The organism is Laceyella tengchongensis, assembly GCF_900182735.1.
GTDB classification, from domain to species: Bacteria; Bacillota; Bacilli; order Thermoactinomycetales; family Thermoactinomycetaceae; genus Laceyella; species Laceyella tengchongensis.
This window is the reverse complement of sequence record NZ_FXTU01000002.1, coordinates 503,694-520,576: the sequence shown is the minus strand read 5'-3', so window position 1 is coordinate 520,576 and position 16,883 is coordinate 503,694. Positions and strand designations below refer to the sequence as shown.

Genomic DNA, 16,883 nt, shown 5'->3' with positions numbered 1-16,883 from the left:
GGGAGTGTGAGATCATGAATGATTCTGATTGGAGGCTCCCTTTCCCATGCAACCAAGCGTCAAGCAAGAAGCGGATACGCAAGATCTATTATTTACGAGATGGCATCCAGTTGGAGCGTTGTTTGAATAATCTGCGCCGTTTGGGTGTGCGGCCGATCCGCTATTTGTCCCATTTGGGCATGGTTATCGGGGAATATCAAGCTCCCGTAGTCCCCACAGAGTCGGTGCCTGACGTTGCTTACACGGAGCCGGATATTCGGCTGACAATCACGGAACCATATGTAGGCACCATGTTGTCAGTCAAGGAGCAAAATTTGCCGTGGGGCGTGCAGATGATTGAAGCGCCCAAAGTTTGGTCTATCAGCCAGGGGCGCGGGGTGAAAGTAGCGGTCATCGACACTGGGATTTCAGCGGATCATCCTGCGATAAAAGACAATTATCGGGGCGGGGTGAACATTTTGTCCCCTTATTTTGCCCCTCAGGATTACAATGGGCACGGCACCCATGTGGCGGGGATCATCGCTGGCAACGGGGCGGGCTTGGGCATCATCGGGACGGCGCCAAAAACGGAAGTATATGCGGTGAAAGCATTCAACCGCAAGGGTAGCGCCAATTTGTCCGATTTATTGAGCGCCATCAATTGGTGCATTGAAAACGGTATGCAAGTGATCAACATGAGTTTCGGCATGGAAAAATTGAGCGAATCGTTGCGTCAAGCGATTCAGATCGCCCACCGCCGAGGTATTGTGATGGTGGCGGCCACAGGGAACCGGGGCCTCCCGTCAAGCATTGATTTTCCAGCTCGTTACCCAGAGACGATCGCCGTGGCTTCTGTTTCGCGTGAAGGTGTCTTATCCCGCTTTAGCAATATGGGCAAAGGCGTGGATCTCGCCGCACCGGGGGAGAGGATTCCGTCGGCGTGGTTAAACGGGACCAAGCGGGAAATGAGTGGCACTTCCATGGCAGTGCCGCATGTATCTGGCACGATCGCCCTCTTGCTCCAACTAAACCCTTATCTAAATCCTGAGCAAATTCGTTACATTTTGTTGCAGTCAGCGCTGAAGACATCGCGGTTGGAACGGGTGAGTGTGTTGAATTCATACCAAGCGGTGGAGTTTTATCGCAGGTTTTGGAAACGTTAAAAAATGAAAGGGCGGGGCTTACTCTTGACGGGAGGAGCTCTGCCTGCTCTCCAACTCGCTTATTCGGACAAGCCCGTACACTCCACACAAAATTGTCGCTGGTGGGATGTGGGAATCCCCTCCCTCTTTTTCCTTGTGATGTGATACACTAATAACGAGTTGGAAATGCACTATAGGTTGCAAAGGATTGAGTGGTGGCATGTTTCAAGGCAGACGCAAAACTAGCTCAGCCGGGCTACTCTCCGGACGGTTACACGGATTGTGGCTCATTGTCATCCTGTTGTTCGTCGTGTTAATTCTACGCCTTAGTTCGATTCAGCTGGGGGCTGGAGCTGAATACAACCAGTTGGCGGTGGAAAATAATTTTAAGCAGGTGCCGCTGGTTGCATCGCGGGGGAAGATCTATGATCGGAACGGCAACATATTGGTTGAGAACCGTTCTCTGTTCACCGCGATTTACCTCGAACCGGACAGCGATAAAAAGAAAAAACTAGCAACGGCTAAGGAATTGGCCAATGTGTTAAAGATGCCGCTGAAAGATGTGCTGGAAGCGATGGATATCGGCTTGGATGCCAAGGGGAAACCCACCATGCGAAAACAGCCGCCTTACTTTCCTAAAAAACTGAAGGACCGCTTGTCCGATGAAGAGATCGTGAAGATTTCGGAAAATCCGGATCGGTTTCCGGGCGTCAACATCTTTTCCGAACCGTTGCGCCAATATCGGACGGACAGCATCGCCGTCCAAACGATCGGTTATGTGCGCCCGTACGCCGGGGCAAAAACCTCGATGAAGAAGTACAAAGCCGTGGCAGCGCAACCGAATCAAGCGGGTTACTTGGATTGGGAACAAGTGGGGATAGACGGCATCGAATACAGTTATCAAGATGAATTACGAGGAAAAAATGGTTACCGCTTAGTGAGGGTGAACTCGCAAGGGAAATTGGTTGAGGTATTGAAAGAAGTGTCCCCTAAACCGGGCAATGACCTGATAACAACCCTTGACCAGGATATGCAGTTAGAAGCGGAGGCGTTTGTGGAGCAACACCTGGCCCGCCTGCGCACGCAAGCGGGGAACAAACGTGCACCATATGCCCGCAACGCCTATGCGGTGGCAATGGAAGTAAAAACGGGGAAAATCAGGTCGATGGTCAGCTATCCTGATTACGACCCCAACATCTGGAACGGAAAAGTGGGAAGCGGGGATTATCGGAACCTTAGCTTTGTCATCAATAACGGCACGATCCGAGAGGCGCCTTACGATGCCCGGGGATCTGCCTCTCCGCAATCGGAAGTGAAGCGCCACCCATTTTCCGTCTTACCGTCAGGCTCCACCTTTAAACCCTTGACGGTGCTGATGGGCATGATGGAAGGAGTTATTAAACCGAACACCTATTGGCGCGATCCAGGCGCTTTTTATTACGCCAAAGCGACCCCACCGGTGCGTAACTCAGGTCGCCACAATTACGGCCTGCTTGATCCCGTCAAAGCGATTCAAAAATCGTCCAACACGTTTATGGCTTGGTTGGCAACCAAGTGGTACCGCAGAGACAAGTTGGAAGCCGTCGAGAAGTTTGAGCGGTTGGCCCATGCCTTCGGATTGGGTGTCAAGACCGGCGTTCCCTTGCCGCGCGAACAAGATGGTTTGGAAGACTACAAGATCATCGCTAAGCGGAATTCGGGTATGGGTGCCATGGCGCTGGCTTCGTTTGGGCAAGCGCAGCGGTATACGGCATTGCAGTTAGCGCAGTATATGCAAACGTTGGGAAACAAAGGAACGCGCTTACGTCCGCAATTGGTTGAAAAAGTGGTGAATCCCACCACCGGGAAGACGAAAGAAATCAAACCGGAAGTGATGCAACGCACCCCGATTAAAGAGAACTACTACCAAACGGTAGTTCGCGGCATGGTACAAGTGACCAAGCCGGGGGGGACCGCGGCGGAACTGTTCAACCATTTGCCGTTTGATGTAGCGGCCAAAACGGGAACATCAGAACAGGACATTCCAGGTCGCGGACGAGTGGAAAATTCGGTGTTCGTCGCTTTCGCCCCTGCGAATGATCCGCAAATCGCCGTGGCCGTGATTGTGCCCGAAGGGGGTTATGGTGCGGTGGCGGCAGGTCCCATCGCCGACCACTTGATTACTTCTTACTATGAGAAGTTCATGAAGAAATGAGGTGGTTGTTTTTGCGGCGAAATGGTTTGATCAAACGCCTCAGCATCTATTTCCTAAATGGGTTGCTTGTGTTTTTGCCGATTGCCCTCACCGTTTACCTCGTTCGTTACATTTACCAGCTTCTTAACAACTTAGGCATGAATTGGGCAGAAAAGGTGCTACCTTGGTCCTTTCCAGGGATGGGGTTGCTCTTTGTCATCGCTTTAATTTTGGTTATCGGTTTTTTGACCAAATTGTGGCTAACCAAAAAACTGTTTGATATGATTGAGGCGATATTAGATAAAATCCCCCTGGTCAGAGATTTGTACGGAACGCTCAAAGATACCATCCATTCGTTTATCGGTGAAAAGAAATCGTTTGACACCGTTGTGTTTGTTCACCTGGGCGGTTCGCGCAAACTCGGTTTTTTGACGGTGAAAGCGCCAGTATTTCGTACGGCGGACGGCAAAGAGTACGTGGGGGTTTATTTCCCGCAAAGCTATCAATTTTCAGGGGATTTACATTGGTATGAGCGGGAACAAGTGGAAGAATTGGATATGTCGGTGGATGACGCCTTGCGGCTCATCATTTCCGGCGGCGTCACACACAACCATAAATCCCATCTGCCATAACGGCGGATGGGATTTATGGATGAAGCATGTACCACAAGCTTGATTATTGTTGGTTGTTACGCTTTTTAGCCTCGGATTGTTGGTTTTGTTGGCGGACCTGTTGTACATTGGTTTCGCTAGCGAACTCCGTGTTGAAGCCGCCAGCGGTCGCACCAGACATGCGGCTAGCTTGAGCGGATTGTTGGTTTTGTTGGCGGACTTGTTGCGCGTTGGTTTCGCTGGCGAACTCAGTCGCAAAACCGCTGGAAGTACCTTGAGCGGATTGCTGGTTTTGTTGGCGAACTTGCTGTGCATTGGTTCTCGATTGTTGTGGAGTAAAGTTTTTGGTGTTCATCTTTTCACCTCCTTGTCGCTTATTATGGTGTCCGGTTGAGGTGAAGATATTACTGCCGAAATTTTCCTGTGAGGAGGATCATATGAAGCAAAGCATAACCAAAGCGTTTTGGCGGGGGTTGCCCAAAAAAGGGCTCTCGCGCCTGATGGGAAAGGTGGCGCGGCATCCGTTCAGTCGTCACCTGATTCCCTTGTATATACGTCATTTTGACATTGACCTGGCTCCTGTAAAGAAGCCACTTGACCAATTTGAGCATCTGCTCGACTTTTTTGTTCGCGAGCTTCATCCCGAAGCACGCCCGATCTGCGGTGGGAAAGCCCAAGTGGTGAGCCCAGTGGACGGCACTGTGTCGGAGGGTGGGACGATCACGGAGGGGCGGTTGATCCAAGCCAAGGGGGTTTCTTACTCATTGTCCCAATTGCTGGGTGGGAATGAAGCCGCGGTGAAACGCTTTGATGGCGGGCAATTTGTAACCATCTATTTAAGCCCGCGGGATTACCACCGCATTCACATGCCGATTGCCGGGAGAGTTGTCTCATCCACCTACATACCGGGTGAGTTGTATCCCGTCAATGAAATGGGCATCCGGCTGGTGCCGGGACTATTTGCAGTGAATGAGCGGGTCATCACTTATATTGAAGGAGAGAGTGGTCTCACGGCGCTCATTAAAGTGGGGGCCACCAATGTCGGTAGCATCAAAGTGACCTACGATCAAGCGATCGCCACCAATCCCAAACCGAGCCGACCTTTCGCGCACAAGGATTATGCTACTCCAGAACGCTTGGCCAAAGGAGCGGAGGTGGGGCGGTTTGAGTTCGGTTCCACTGTGATTCTTCTGTTTGAACCGGGACAAATCGAGTGGAGCATTCCTCTGGCCAAAGGAACGAGCGTGCGGATGGGGCAAGAGATCGCCCGATTGGTCAGATTGGAGGAGGAAGCTTCTTGTTCAGACACACATTGATTCCGGTTCGGCGTTTTCCACAGCTATTTCCTGTTGTGACAGGCATCATCTTGGTTCAAATTGTCGTCTTCCTCATGTATACTTTAAGCGGCAAAGGCTTTGGTCCGGCTACTTGGGTCCAATTTGGGGCATTTGTGCAATGGCGCATTCAGGATGGTGAGTATTGGCGGTTGGTCTCTTCCCTATTTTTGCACGTCCATCTACTTCAATTGTTGATGATGGGAGTTTCCTTGTATTTGTTTGCGCCCCAATTGGAATGGCTGTTCGGCAAGCTCTCATTTTTATTCATTTATTTGTGCGCGGGAATCGCTGGATATTGGGGCATTTATTTGACTGACGTCGACGGGGTGATTACCGGAGCCAATGAAGCGATTTATGGCCTGTTAGGCGTATATCTGTTTTTGGCGTTGCGGGGGATGATCCACCCCGTCATGGGCCGGATGGTTCTCGTTTTCGTGGTATTCAATTTAGCATTTGGTTGGAGTCTGCTGTTTGGGCATATTGTTGCCCTGACTACGGGCTTCGTCTTGGCGATGATTTTCATTCAGTTCAAAAGTATGCAGTCTGATCAAGATGAAGAGGATGATTGGCAGTAGGGGTGGAGCATTCCACCCCTTTTTCATATTCGAGGGGCAGTTGGTTAAGCTAAGACTGGTGAGCTAACCTATGCGACGAATAAACACATGGAGTAAACTGGATCGTTCAGCATGGCTATTGTTGCTGGAAAACGGCTTGTTTGCCGTAGCTACTGCTTTGTCTGGAACATTTGTCAATGTCTTTCTGTGGAAGATCAAAAAAGATTGGAGCATGATCAGCTGGTTTAATCTCATCCATTTCGTGGTGGCGGCTCTTACTTTTGTCGTGGCCGGATGGATGGTGAAAAAGGTTGACCGCGTGGTGTCGATTCGCTTGGGAGTGGCCATCTTGTCCTTGTTTTATTTGGTGGTTTGGCTGCTTGGCAAAAACGCGGCTTCTTATGTCTACTTGCTCGGCGCGCTGCTGGGGTTGGGAGCGGGGTTTTTCTGGCTGGCCTACAATGTGCTTTATTTTGAAATCACTGAGCGGGACAACCGTGACATTTTCAATGGAGCGAATGGACTGATCACCTCCATCACGGGGATCGTTGCCCCGTTTATTTCCGGTTTGTTGATCCGCAACATGGGACAGGTCCGCGGCTACCATTTCATTTTCGGACTGTCGCTATCGATCTTCCTAGCGGCGGTGGTGGTCAGCTTTTTATTTAAGGCTCGATTGGCCCGGGGAGAATTCCAATTAGCCCGGGTGGTGCGTCTATTGGGGAAGCGTGATGCCCATTGGCGTTATGTCGGTCTGGCTATGGCCGCGCAAGGGTTGCGTGAAGGGGTGTTCTCCTTTCTCATCGGTTTGTTGGTGTATGTCACAACCAAAGATGAATTCACTGTGGGTAGTTTTTATACGGTGGGCTCCCTTGTGTCTATGCTGTCGTACTTTGTGGTCGGCAAAATGATGAAACCGAAATCACGCAATATGTTTATCTTGGTTGGGGCCTTGATGATGGGTTTGGTCATTTTGCCGTTTGCGTTTCACATGAGTGAATGGACGATGTGGGTGATGGGTGTGGGTGGCGCGCTTTTTTATCCGTTTTACCTGGCGCCTCTCACTTCTACTGTGTTCGATGTGATCGGGGAGACCAAACAATCGGCGGCCTTGCGGGTGGAGTATGTGGTTTCGCGGGAGTTGATGTTAAATGTGGGACGTGTCACGGGTATTTTGCTCTTTATTTTGTGGGTCGCCCAAATTAAGGATCCCACCGAGTTGCGGTGGTTTGTGCTGGTCATCGGTTTTACTCAATTGCTGACATGGTTAGCGATTCGCAAGGTGCCGCTGGTTGGACGGGCGAAGAAACGATTGCCCGCGAACCCGGCACATCAGGGAACGGGGCGTTAACGCCCCTTTTTTTGTGTATTTTCCCAGATGAACGGGTAAAGAAGATGGACGGTTGCACATATGATGGTTAGAGCGCGTTCGGCCATCCGAGTTGACCAGTAGGCAGAAGTTTCCGGATGAAGGGAGAGGAGAGCGTGTTATATTATTTTGCATACGGTTCATGCATGGATGAAGAGAGCTTCAAAGGGACGGTGGGCGAAGGTCGCTATCAGGTGCTTGGATCGGCGACGCTTCCCGACCACCGGCTCGCGTTTACCATGTACAGCGAATATCGGCAGGGTGGGGTGGCAGACATTGTGCCGGCGCCAGGAGAAGAGGTGGAAGGTGTGCTTTATCGCCTCGATCAAGAAGCCCTGCCGGATTTGGATAAGCGGGAAGGCGTGGATGTCGGCCATTATCGGCGCATTCGCGTGAAGGTGCGGCATCGGGAAAGCTGGATCGAAGCTGAAACATACACGGTGGTTAACAAATCTGAGGAAGAAATCCGGCCTAGCCTCGCTTATTTGCGTTTGATTCATCAAGGGGCCGTTCAGCAACTGAGCGAATCATACCGTCTCCGTTTGGTGGAACACTGGCGCGAGCGGTTTGGGGTGCATTCGGTTTTTAAATGAATTGCTTTTCTTGAGAAAGTCAGGCTCATTTTCTATACTGAAGCTGATAACATCTGAGTGGGGGCGTGGTGAATGGATGCGACATAAAGAGATTTTTGAGAAGCAGAAGGAGTTTTACCTGACGGGGAAAACCAAGGAGATCGCCTTTCGCTTGGAGAGCTTGCGCAAATTGCAATCTGCCATCAAACGATATGAGCCTGACATTACCACTGCATTGAAAAAGGATTTGCACCGTTCGGAGTTTGATGCGTATTTGTCGGAAATCGGACCGACGCTGGATGAGATCAAATATGTTAGCAAGCGTTTGAAAACATGGGCCAAACCGCGAAGAGTTCCGACACCGCAAGTGCTGATGGGATCGAAGAGTTATGTGTATCCTGAGCCGTATGGGCTCACCCTGATCATTTCGCCTTGGAATTATCCATTCAATCTCGCGGTGATGCCGCTGATTGGAGCGATTGCGGCAGGGAATTGCGTCACGCTCAAGCCATCGGAATGGGCACCGCATACGTCCCAAGTGATCATGCAAATGATTAAGGGGATTTTCGAGGAGGAATACATTGCGGTGATCGAAGGAGATGTGGAGACGAGCAAAGCGCTATTGGATCTGCCGTTTGATCACATCTTCTTCACCGGAAGTGCGCAGGTAGGCAAAACGATTATGGAAAAGGCGGCCCAAACGTTGACTCCGGTGACGCTGGAGCTGGGGGGCAAAAGTCCGGTCATCATCGATAAAGATGCCAATATTGAGCTGGCTGCCCGCAGAATCGTGTGGGGCAAATGGCTGAATGCGGGCCAGACGTGTGTCGCCCCGGATTATGTGTTGATCCATGAGGAACGCAAAGATGTGTGGTTGGCACAGTTGAAACAAGAAATTGCGCGGTTTTACGGGACAGATCCGCTGACAAGCGAGAATTATGGGCATATTGTGAATGAACGCCATTTTTCACGATTGGAGGCGTTCTTGGCTGATGGAGAGATTGTCATTGGCGGCAAAACAGATGCGCAACGGCGTGTCATTGAGCCGACAGTGTTGACGGGCGTGAGCTGGGAGGCACCGGTGATGCAGGAAGAGATTTTTGGGCCGATTTTGCCGGTGTTTACTTATACCGATCTGGATGAAGCGATTGCGGAAATCCGCAAGAAGGAAAAGCCGTTGGCATTGTACTTTTTTTCGGAGAATGAGCAAAACCAAGAAAAAGTGATTCGTTCTTTGCCATTCGGTGGTGGTTGCATCAATGACACCATCGTTCATATCGGCAATCCACATTTGCCGTTCGGTGGTGTTGGCACAAGCGGGTTGGGTAATTACCATGGAAAGTACAGTTTTGATTGCTTCAGCCACGAAAAAGCGATTGTTAAGCAGACGACGCAGTTTGACATGCCCTTGCGATATTCTTTTACTAAGAATGCGCTCAACTGGCTGAAAAAATTTTACGGCTGATCAGATGGGAAAGGGATTCACCGGTACGAGGCGAATCCCTTTTTTTGTTTATTCATCTCCAGTGGCGACCGGATTGCTTTGGTATGAAATCCAATCACTCCAACTACCAGCGTAAAGCTTGATCTTTTGGTAACCGGCCTCCATGAGGGCGATAACATTGGGGGTCGCTGTCACCCCAGAACCACAATAGACGATCACTTCATGTTCTTTGGAAATGTCGGCGAAGTGTTCAGCAAGCGCTTCTTCCGATTTAAAACGACCGTCAGCGAGCTGGGTTTCTTTGAAGAAATAGTGTTTCGCGCCCGGTATATGCCCGGCCACGGGATCGATCGGTTCCTGTTCGCCGCGGTAACGTGCGCCTTCGCGGGAATCGATGATCACCGTGTGTGGGTCGTTAAGCTTAGCTTTCACCTCTTCCATGGTGGCCAACCAGCGGTGGTTGATCTGGGGATGAAAGGTGCGGGGCTGTGCTGTTGGCAACTCGGCGGTAATCGGCAAGCCTTGTTTTTTCCACAAGGAGTAAGAGCCGTTCAACACTTTTGCTCGATGGTGCCCGAAATAATGAAGCAACCACCACAAGCGTCCAGCCATGGCTCCTCCTTGGTCGTCATAAGCGACGACGGTGACGTTTTCTCCGATACCGATGGCCCCTGCCTTGGCGGCAAACACATGGGGATCAGGCAGGGGATGACGTCCGCCGTGGACGGATGGGGGAGCGGACAAGTCTTGGTCAAGATCCAGATAAAAGGCGCCTAGGATGTGATCACGGAGATAAGCCTCCTTCCCGGCAGTAGGTTGTCCAAGCTGGAAACGGCAATCCACGATAATCAATTGCGGATCGTTCAGGTGGTTGTGTAGCCATTCAAGAGAAACGAGCTGAGTCACAAGCCGTGTCCCCTTTCGAGATCTGAACTGGTCAAGCGGGTATAACGTGACATTGCCTGACATCGTTGTGAGCGAAAATAGAGTGTCCAAAGGACGTTTGATCACTTTCTTCGTAACGTTTTAGCGATTTGAAGGGGGATTGATGGCGCTTTCGCTTCACCGTTTTTCAATGTATTCACTGACGAATGATTCCCCATCACGGTAAAAACGCGGATCAAATATACCCAAGCGTTTGCTGTCGTTGACGACGACGACAAACGGCGACCATTCGTAGAGAACCTTCGCTTTGGGATTCTGATTGAACAAGGGGGACAAATCGGTTTCTTCATGCGATTTGAGCGCAGCCACGGGTCGGCTGGTCGACCATACGGTGGCATCTGTCAATTCCACATGGTTTCCGGTTTTGCCGATCACCCGAAAATGCCAAGGAACAAAGCTGGCTGCCAGTTCGACGCGGTCATAACGTTGCTCGGCCCGTTGTTCCACAATCAACCCTTGAGCCGTTTGGATGCTGAAATGAAGGAGCATTCCCAAAGCCACCCATTGGAAAATTCGCTGTTTGGGGATGTGTTTCTTCATATAAGAGAACAAAAAACCGGCTAGGAAGAGACCCCAAAAAACGAAGTCGACAATGGGAAGGGTTCCAAAGGTGATGCGAGCGGAGGAAAATGGCTCAAATAAGCCGGTGCCCCAGGCGTTGAAACAATCGACAAAATCATGCAGGGCGACTCCGAACAAAGACAGGTGGAAGAAGCGCCAGTTTGTCACTTTGAACATCAGCCGTACCAAAACGTAGATCAGCAAAGCCCAAATGGGAATGAACAACAAGGAATGGGTTAGCCCGCGATGCCACATCTGTTCCATGATGCGGCCCGTTTCAGTTACGCGGACAACCACGTCGATATCGGGGATTTGGTTACTGACCAATGACACAAACAATAGGGCTTTCCCCTCTTTGGCGGGAATGTCCTCTTTTTTTAAGCACCGATACATCGTATAGCCAAACAGGCCGTGTGTGATTGTATCCATTGTGTCGCCTCACTCTGTTTGATGGAAGTTCATCATTTATTATAAAGGATATAAAAAAAATCGTCATATGACGATGGAATGGAAGCAATGATTAGACGAGAGCGAGTTTTAAAAGGAAGTGGTTGTTTCCGGCAAGCGAATGGTTAAGACGAAAAGCCAAAAGTGCTAGGGATGATTAGAGATATGGGAGATGCTGTATTCGCCAGGCCCAGTGAACATGAGTGAAATGGCGTTCACTATGATCAAGGCGTCAAATTCGTACCCATCGATGAAGCCTTTGGCCCCTTTGACAGTGATGATGGTGCCGCACATCAGCAGAATGGTGCACAATCCGGCCAACCGGATGTGAATCCCCAAGTAAAACGCGATACCACACAAAGTTTCCATCGTGGCGATGCCATAGGCGGACAAGGAGGGGAAGGGAACGCCAATCAGCTCGAAAAATTCCATGGTTCGGCTGATGAACAAGAGTTTTTGCAGTCCGTGGGCGAAAAGGATGCTCCCAAGGCCGATGCGCAGAAACAAGGGAGCAAGTGCGTTGGGTTGTACCATGATTTTCTCCTTTCTGTGTCTGTCATGCACCAGTGTGACCACATTCTACCTGCCGATTGTTGAAGAATAATGAAGGGATTTTTAAAAGCTAACAAAAAATGCGGCTCCGCCCTTCGGCTGAACCGCATTTAAATAAGATGAAGATGTAAATGTTGAATGGATTGATTTATATTTTTACAACTCTTCCTTCGTGTGCGCTGACGATTGCTGCCGAGATGACTTGCATAGTTAGCCGCGCTTCTTGAGCTGAAACGGGTACATCGGCTTGTCCCCTGATCGCTTGGGCCAATTGTTGATAGTACGTTTCATATCCTCCGGTCAGGGTAGGTACGGTGCCTTGCATCTCCACCCCTTGCACGGTGGTGGAGAGAGTGGCTTGGAATTCTGGAGATTCCTGCCCCCACCCCGGATCGCCTGGTTTCATCCCTTGTTTCAACATTTCTTCTTGTGGGTCCATCCCGTATTTGGTCAATGTGCCAAGGCTACCGTGCACCTGATATCGCGGCCCTGGTGCTTTAACCAGACAGCCGGCACGCAAGATGGCACGCAACCCGTTTTCGTATCCGAGGATGAGATGGAAGCAATCGGTTACTTGGGCTTGCGGGCGTTGCATCAAGAGGTCAGCCCACACTGTCTGAGGTGGCCCAAACAATTGGATGGCCTGATCGATCAGATGAGGCCCGAGATCGTACAACACTCCGGCTCCCGGCACATCTTGTTCGCGCCAACGAATGCGCACCTCCGGACGGTACCGGTCAAAATGCGCTTCATATGTATGAACCGTACCGAGCAAACCTTGCTTAACCACCTGTTTGACCGTGAGGAAATCGCTGTCGTAGCGGCGGTTGTGGTATACGCTTAAGATACGGTTTTGTTTGGTGGCTAGTTTGATCAATTCATCGGCTTCAGCAACATCGATCACGAAGGGCTTTTCGATCACCACGTGTTTCCCGCTCAGCAAGGCTTCTTTGGCGTAAGGGAAGTGCGTGTCGTTAGGCGTGGTGATCACGACCAACCCGATGTCGGGATGATCCCACAACGCACGGGGATCGGCCAGTACCTCTACTTGGGGGAGCCGACGATGCACTTTGCTGGGATCAGAAGAGACGACATGAGTCAGGTTGAGGCCAGGCACCTGTGTGATGACGGGGGCGTGAAAGGTGGACCCCGAGAAGCCAAAGCCGATTAGTCCAACTTGTATTGGTTGCAATGGTATCACTCCTTGCATCGAACATGAGGTTATAGAGATGGACAGTGAGCAGAAAGTCTTGCCAGTAAAGCGGCTGAGAGACGATGTTTTATCCGTCCTTTTAAGCATGCGTAGGCGACAAACACCGGTAGCGGGCAACGCGTTGGCCCGCTTTTCCCACTTGTGCGATGATGCTCGTGGGGATTGTCTTTTATCATGGTGGCGATTTGTTGAATAACCTCTTGCCAGCACTGCCATATTTGTTATTATAGCATTACGGGTTCACCAAGCAGTGAACGCCGGGAATACATCCCAGAATAGTTGGTTTATCATAACCAACAAGAAAAATGATTATCATTTGATGATTATATAGGTTTTTTAGCAGGATATATAGGTCATTTTGTGGAATATTATAATAATTGCCAAAATAGTTCTAGGATGTTGAACAGGTGAGGTCGAGGAGGAACGAAGGATTGAGACCGCGAGTCGTAGTGACCAAAGACATAGGGAAAGAACCGTTGGCCCGGTTGGCTAAGCATGCTGAAGTGGTGCTGTTGCCGCCGGAATGGACGGCTGTGGAGCTGATCCATCATTTGCAAACGAGCGAGGCCTTGCTCTGTAACGTGACTGACACCATCGACAAGGCTCTACTTCGCGCTTGCCCCGGTTTGCGGATGATCAGCAATTACGGAGTGGGAATCAATCATATCGACATCGCTTGCGCCCGCGAACAACAGATCATTGTGACCAATACGCCCGGGGTGTTGACGGAAGCCACGGCTGATTTGACATGGGCGTTGCTTTTGGATGTTTCGCGGAGGGTGAGTGAAGGCGACCGATTGGTGCGCGAAGGGAAATGGGCCGGTTGGGAACCTTTGTTCATGTTGGGAAGGGAAGTGTCCGGCAAATGCCTAGGCATCATCGGCATGGGGCGCATCGGGCAAGCGGTGGCACAGAGGGCCAAAGGTTTTCGGATGCCAGTCATTTATCATTCGAGACGCCGCTTGCCAGAAGAACGAGAAAAGGAGCTAGGGGCTCAATATGTCGATTTGGAGCAGTGTTTGAGCGAGGCTGATTATGTTTCCATCCATTGTCCTTACACGCCCGAGACCCATCATCTGATCGGTGCGGCCGAATTGGAACGGATGAAGCCCACGGCGTTTTTGGTCAACACGGCCCGCGGCCCGATTGTGGATGAGACCGCCCTGATCAAGGCATTAAAGGCTGGGCGCATCGCTGGAGCCGCGCTGGATGTATATGAAGATGAGCCTTATGTGCCTATGGAATTGCGGCAATTGGAACAAGTAGTGCTTGCTCCCCATCTGGGTAGTGCCACAGAGGAAACCCGCTTAGCGATGGCTGATATGGCGGTGAACCATTTGATCGCCTATTTCCAAGGAGAGACTCCGCCCAACGTTGTCTGTTGACCAAAAAACTTTAAGTGATCACTTGGAGTATTGATATAAATGTGCTAATATATTGTCCAGCTTGGCTTTTTAGTGAGGATTGCTGATGCAACATCACTAAATGGATGTGAAATCGTTACCAATGAATCTTTTGATCTGCGTAAAGTGACTAGGAAGTATGCATAATACTGGCTGGTTTGGCATATGCATTTGACGGGGATCTATCACATTTGCAAGCTTATGTGATTAAGGAGGAAACGTTTGATGTCTCAAAATAAAAAAGAAGTTTTATTAACTGAAGAAGGCCTAGAAAAAGTAAAACAAGAACTAGAACTCCTAAAAACGCAGAAGCGCCACGAAGTAGCTGAACGCTTGAAAGAAGCGATCGCGCAGGGAGACCTCAGCGAGAATTCGGAATACGATGCGGCGAAGGAAGAGCAAGCCTTTATCGAATCACGGATCATTACATTAGAGAACATGATTCGCAATGCGAAAATCATCGCTTCCAATCAAAACACGGGAGTGGTGAGTGTCGGTTCCAAAGTGACGATTGAGGAAATTCCGGATGGGGACAAGGAAACGTATACTATCGTGGGCAGTGCGGAATCGGATCCCTCTTCATTTAAGATTTCCAATGAATCTCCGATCGGCGCAGAACTGATCGGCAAAAAAGTGGGCGAAGTGATCAACGTATCCACTCCGGGTGGGACGATTCAATTTAAAATCATCGAGATCGAGTAAAGTAAACCCCCGTTAGCGCGGGGGTTTTTTTACGCATGTCCAGAAGCGGAGCATAAGTCTAAAGCGATTGTAAACTTCAAATGTTTTATTTTTGCGAATCCATTGTAAAAAAGTTTGAAGCTGGATCAACGAGAAGGAGGAAGCGGCTCCCCAAGAGTGGGCAGGACTTGGACCTGCACTTGGCGGAGTGCATGAGCGAAAACAGGGTGCGCAGACGATACAGATCCGTTTGTCAGCGCAAGGCGGTGTGAGATGTCTGGCCGGGGAAAACGGGTCCTCTCACTTATTGATGATGTGCGGCTTAACGCTACGCAAGAAGGCTTCAATCCGCGCAATGTCTTCCAACGCGATTTGGTTTTTCCGCAATGCGCTGTTGAGGTGTTTAATGGCGATTTCATACTCCTCCGACGTGATGTTCAAACCGCTATGTGCTTTGCGCAAGGTATTTCCTTCATAGTGCATTGGCCCGCCCAACGCGTAACTCATGAAATAGGTGACTTGGCGGCGCTTTAGCACATCCATGTTCACGCCGATGAAGTGATGGTTGACACGGTCGTCTTCAAGCATGCGATCATAAAATTCATTGATCACGATGGTGATCAATTCTTCCCCACCCAGTCTCTCGTACAAGGTGCTTCGCGTGCTTCTCAGCATGATGGGTCCCCCATTCCCAAGTGGAATAGACTAAAAATTTAATCAAATGAATGCGGATCAAGTTCTCTAAATCATTTATGTAAGTTCTAGAACATCATTTGAAACTTAAAAGGAAGCAATTCATTCATTTTCCAAAAACGCCCATTTTACCGATGATTGGTTTGTCAGAGCATCATTGATCAAAACGTGCGCAGTTATAAAACCTCAACGGAGTCTTTTCATATTTTCAAGTGCAAATAGAATGTTGCGTCAATGTTTGATAAATTTCGTATATCATCATATGATATTTTTTACATTTGCGCAATGGTATTTCTATTTCATTAGAGCGAATTAAGTCCCATGTTAACCATGGGACTTAATTAAATTCTTACTCATTATCATGATTTCCTGCTTGGCTATACATTTGTTGAATGGCGTTTTGCACGTGGCGGATGCCCTCATCCAGACTGGAGTCCACCGAAAAGGAGGATTCCCCTGGCTGGGGGGAGAAATGGAGTTCCGTCTCTTGGCGGGGGTTGTGCATTGAAAGTCACCTCCTGAAGCGGGTGTGGTGTTGACAATGGTTAACCTATCACCGCGCCTAATGGAATATGCGTGTCAGCCAACTGTATAATTATTGTAAATTGCCAGCAGGAAAAGGTTTGTCTTATGATGGAATGGGTATGATCATCTGAAAAACATCTGTTAAGGAGAGTATGGAAAGTGGAAGCGTTGCAAGAGGGATTTTCCGCATTTATTTCAGGATTCGCCCGTGTTTTTTTGGTTTCGATTGTAATCTGGATGATTGGCTTGGTAGTGATTCTGTTTAAAGAAATGTTCCAATCGAGAGAGCTCAATCTACGCGATTACTTGCAAAAAGTGTGGAAAATGTTACTTGCGTCCTTTGAGTTTACCGCCTATGGGGCCGTGGTTGTCGGGCCCATTTTGTTCCTGCGGGCTGAAGAAGAAGAACGGTTGACTTATGGGATGTTGACGGTGGCGGCGGTGATCCTGTCCATTATCTATTTGTATATCCGCAAACAGACAGGCGGGTTCAAGAAAGCCAAGCAAAGTGAATAGCAGCCACGTTTGCCGGTCGGTGTCAGCGCCGACCGGTTTTTTGTGCACCGCGGGTGGGGGAATTGTTTTCTAAATTCCCGATACAGCAGTCTTTTCCAACGCTTTACTTTCCTATTGGTCTGAGTAATAATAATAGGAAAATTTTATTCTAGGTACGGATGTGAGC

General features: G+C 49.7%; 18 protein-coding genes. 11 read left to right on the top strand and 7 right to left on the bottom strand.

Annotation, left to right across the window (positions count from 1 at the left end; all coding sequences use genetic code 11):
* The first annotated feature begins 14 nt into the window (after positions 1-14).
* The 3 genes from QQZ12_RS06135 (at position 15) to QQZ12_RS06125 (ending at position 3,926) form a co-directional block, all read left to right on the top strand.
* Positions 15-1,142 (top strand): S8 family peptidase, encoded by a 1,128-nt coding sequence (locus QQZ12_RS06135; protein ID WP_284724110.1) that lies wholly within the window; start codon positions 15-17, stop codon positions 1,140-1,142.
* A 187-nt stretch (positions 1,143-1,329) separates the two neighbouring features.
* Positions 1,330-3,315: a peptidoglycan D,D-transpeptidase FtsI family protein gene (locus QQZ12_RS06130; protein WP_284724109.1), complete on the top strand. Its 1,986-nt coding sequence runs from the start codon at positions 1,330-1,332 to the stop codon at positions 3,313-3,315.
* A gap of 11 nt (positions 3,316-3,326) precedes the next feature.
* Positions 3,327-3,926 (top strand): DUF502 domain-containing protein, encoded by a 600-nt coding sequence (locus tag QQZ12_RS06125; protein WP_022736783.1) that lies wholly within the window; start codon positions 3,327-3,329, stop codon positions 3,924-3,926.
* A gap of 43 nt (positions 3,927-3,969) precedes the next feature.
* On the opposite strand, the gene QQZ12_RS06120 is transcribed toward QQZ12_RS06125, so the two are convergent.
* Positions 3,970-4,260 carry a gamma-type small acid-soluble spore protein gene (locus QQZ12_RS06120; RefSeq protein ID WP_102993092.1) on the bottom strand — a complete coding sequence of 97 codons (291 nt, stop codon included), beginning with the start codon at positions 4,258-4,260 and terminating at the stop codon, positions 3,970-3,972.
* A gap of 82 nt (positions 4,261-4,342) precedes the next feature.
* Here QQZ12_RS06120 and asd point away from each other — a divergent pair, with 82 nt between their 5' ends.
* The 5 genes from asd to QQZ12_RS06095 all read left to right on the top strand — a co-directional run bounded on the left by asd (position 4,343) and on the right by QQZ12_RS06095 (position 9,202).
* Positions 4,343-5,221, top strand: coding sequence for an archaetidylserine decarboxylase (gene asd / locus QQZ12_RS06115; protein ID WP_102993091.1), 879 nt, complete (start codon positions 4,343-4,345; stop codon positions 5,219-5,221).
* A complete protein-coding gene (locus tag QQZ12_RS06110) occupies positions 5,203-5,817 on the top strand; it encodes a rhomboid family intramembrane serine protease (protein WP_106341546.1) in 615 nt (204 codons plus the stop codon). Before asd ends, QQZ12_RS06110 begins: the two co-directional genes overlap by 19 nt.
* Positions 5,818-5,887: 70 nt before the next feature.
* Positions 5,888-7,147 carry an MFS transporter gene (locus QQZ12_RS06105; RefSeq protein WP_102993089.1) on the top strand — a complete coding sequence of 420 codons (1,260 nt, stop codon included), beginning with the start codon at positions 5,888-5,890 and terminating at the stop codon, positions 7,145-7,147.
* 134 nt (positions 7,148-7,281) lie between these two features.
* On the top strand, positions 7,282-7,758 hold the full coding sequence (locus QQZ12_RS06100) for a gamma-glutamylcyclotransferase family protein (protein WP_284724108.1): 477 nt from the start codon (positions 7,282-7,284) through the stop codon (positions 7,756-7,758).
* A gap of 76 nt (positions 7,759-7,834) precedes the next feature.
* Positions 7,835-9,202, top strand: a complete 1,368-nt coding sequence (locus tag QQZ12_RS06095; RefSeq protein WP_102993087.1) for an aldehyde dehydrogenase — start codon at positions 7,835-7,837, stop codon at positions 9,200-9,202.
* Positions 9,203-9,250: 48 nt separating this feature from the next.
* On the opposite strand, the gene QQZ12_RS06090 is transcribed toward QQZ12_RS06095, so the two are convergent.
* The 4 genes from QQZ12_RS06090 to QQZ12_RS06075 form a co-directional block, all read right to left on the bottom strand.
* Positions 9,251-10,087: a sulfurtransferase gene (locus QQZ12_RS06090; protein WP_284724107.1), complete on the bottom strand. Its 837-nt coding sequence runs from the start codon at positions 10,085-10,087 to the stop codon at positions 9,251-9,253.
* Between the two features lie 156 nt (positions 10,088-10,243).
* Entirely contained in the window at positions 10,244-11,116 is an 873-nt protein-coding gene (locus QQZ12_RS06085; protein WP_284724106.1) for a metal-dependent hydrolase, read from the bottom strand.
* 165 nt (positions 11,117-11,281) lie between these two features.
* Complete coding sequence (locus tag QQZ12_RS06080) at positions 11,282-11,668, bottom strand: DoxX family protein (RefSeq protein WP_102993084.1); 387 nt, start codon at positions 11,666-11,668, stop codon at positions 11,282-11,284.
* Positions 11,669-11,834: 166 nt separating this feature from the next.
* A complete protein-coding gene (locus QQZ12_RS06075) occupies positions 11,835-12,878 on the bottom strand; it encodes an oxidoreductase (protein WP_284724105.1) in 1,044 nt (347 codons plus the stop codon).
* 452 nt (positions 12,879-13,330) lie between these two features.
* On the opposite strand from QQZ12_RS06075, the gene QQZ12_RS06070 reads away from it, so the two are divergent.
* Complete coding sequence (locus tag QQZ12_RS06070) at positions 13,331-14,284, top strand: 2-hydroxyacid dehydrogenase (protein WP_284724104.1); 954 nt, start codon at positions 13,331-13,333, stop codon at positions 14,282-14,284.
* Positions 14,285-14,527: 243 nt separating this feature from the next.
* The gene (gene greA / locus QQZ12_RS06065; protein WP_022736771.1) at positions 14,528-15,004 is read left to right on the top strand and encodes a transcription elongation factor GreA; all 477 of its coding nucleotides are present in this window, start codon (positions 14,528-14,530) and stop codon (positions 15,002-15,004) included.
* A 279-nt stretch (positions 15,005-15,283) separates the two neighbouring features.
* Here greA and QQZ12_RS06060 read toward each other — a convergent pair whose 3' ends face one another.
* Together QQZ12_RS06060 and QQZ12_RS06055 are read right to left on the bottom strand one after the other, a co-directional pair.
* Positions 15,284-15,658, bottom strand: coding sequence for a group I truncated hemoglobin (locus tag QQZ12_RS06060; protein ID WP_102993081.1), 375 nt, complete (start codon positions 15,656-15,658; stop codon positions 15,284-15,286).
* A gap of 367 nt (positions 15,659-16,025) precedes the next feature.
* On the bottom strand, positions 16,026-16,181 hold the full coding sequence (locus QQZ12_RS06055) for a hypothetical protein (protein ID WP_181352768.1): 156 nt from the start codon (positions 16,179-16,181) through the stop codon (positions 16,026-16,028).
* 179 nt (positions 16,182-16,360) lie between these two features.
* On the opposite strand from QQZ12_RS06055, the gene QQZ12_RS06050 reads away from it, so the two are divergent.
* The gene (locus tag QQZ12_RS06050) at positions 16,361-16,717 is read left to right on the top strand and encodes a hypothetical protein (protein WP_102993080.1); all 357 of its coding nucleotides are present in this window, start codon (positions 16,361-16,363) and stop codon (positions 16,715-16,717) included.
* The last annotated feature ends 166 nt before the right edge of the window (positions 16,718-16,883 follow it).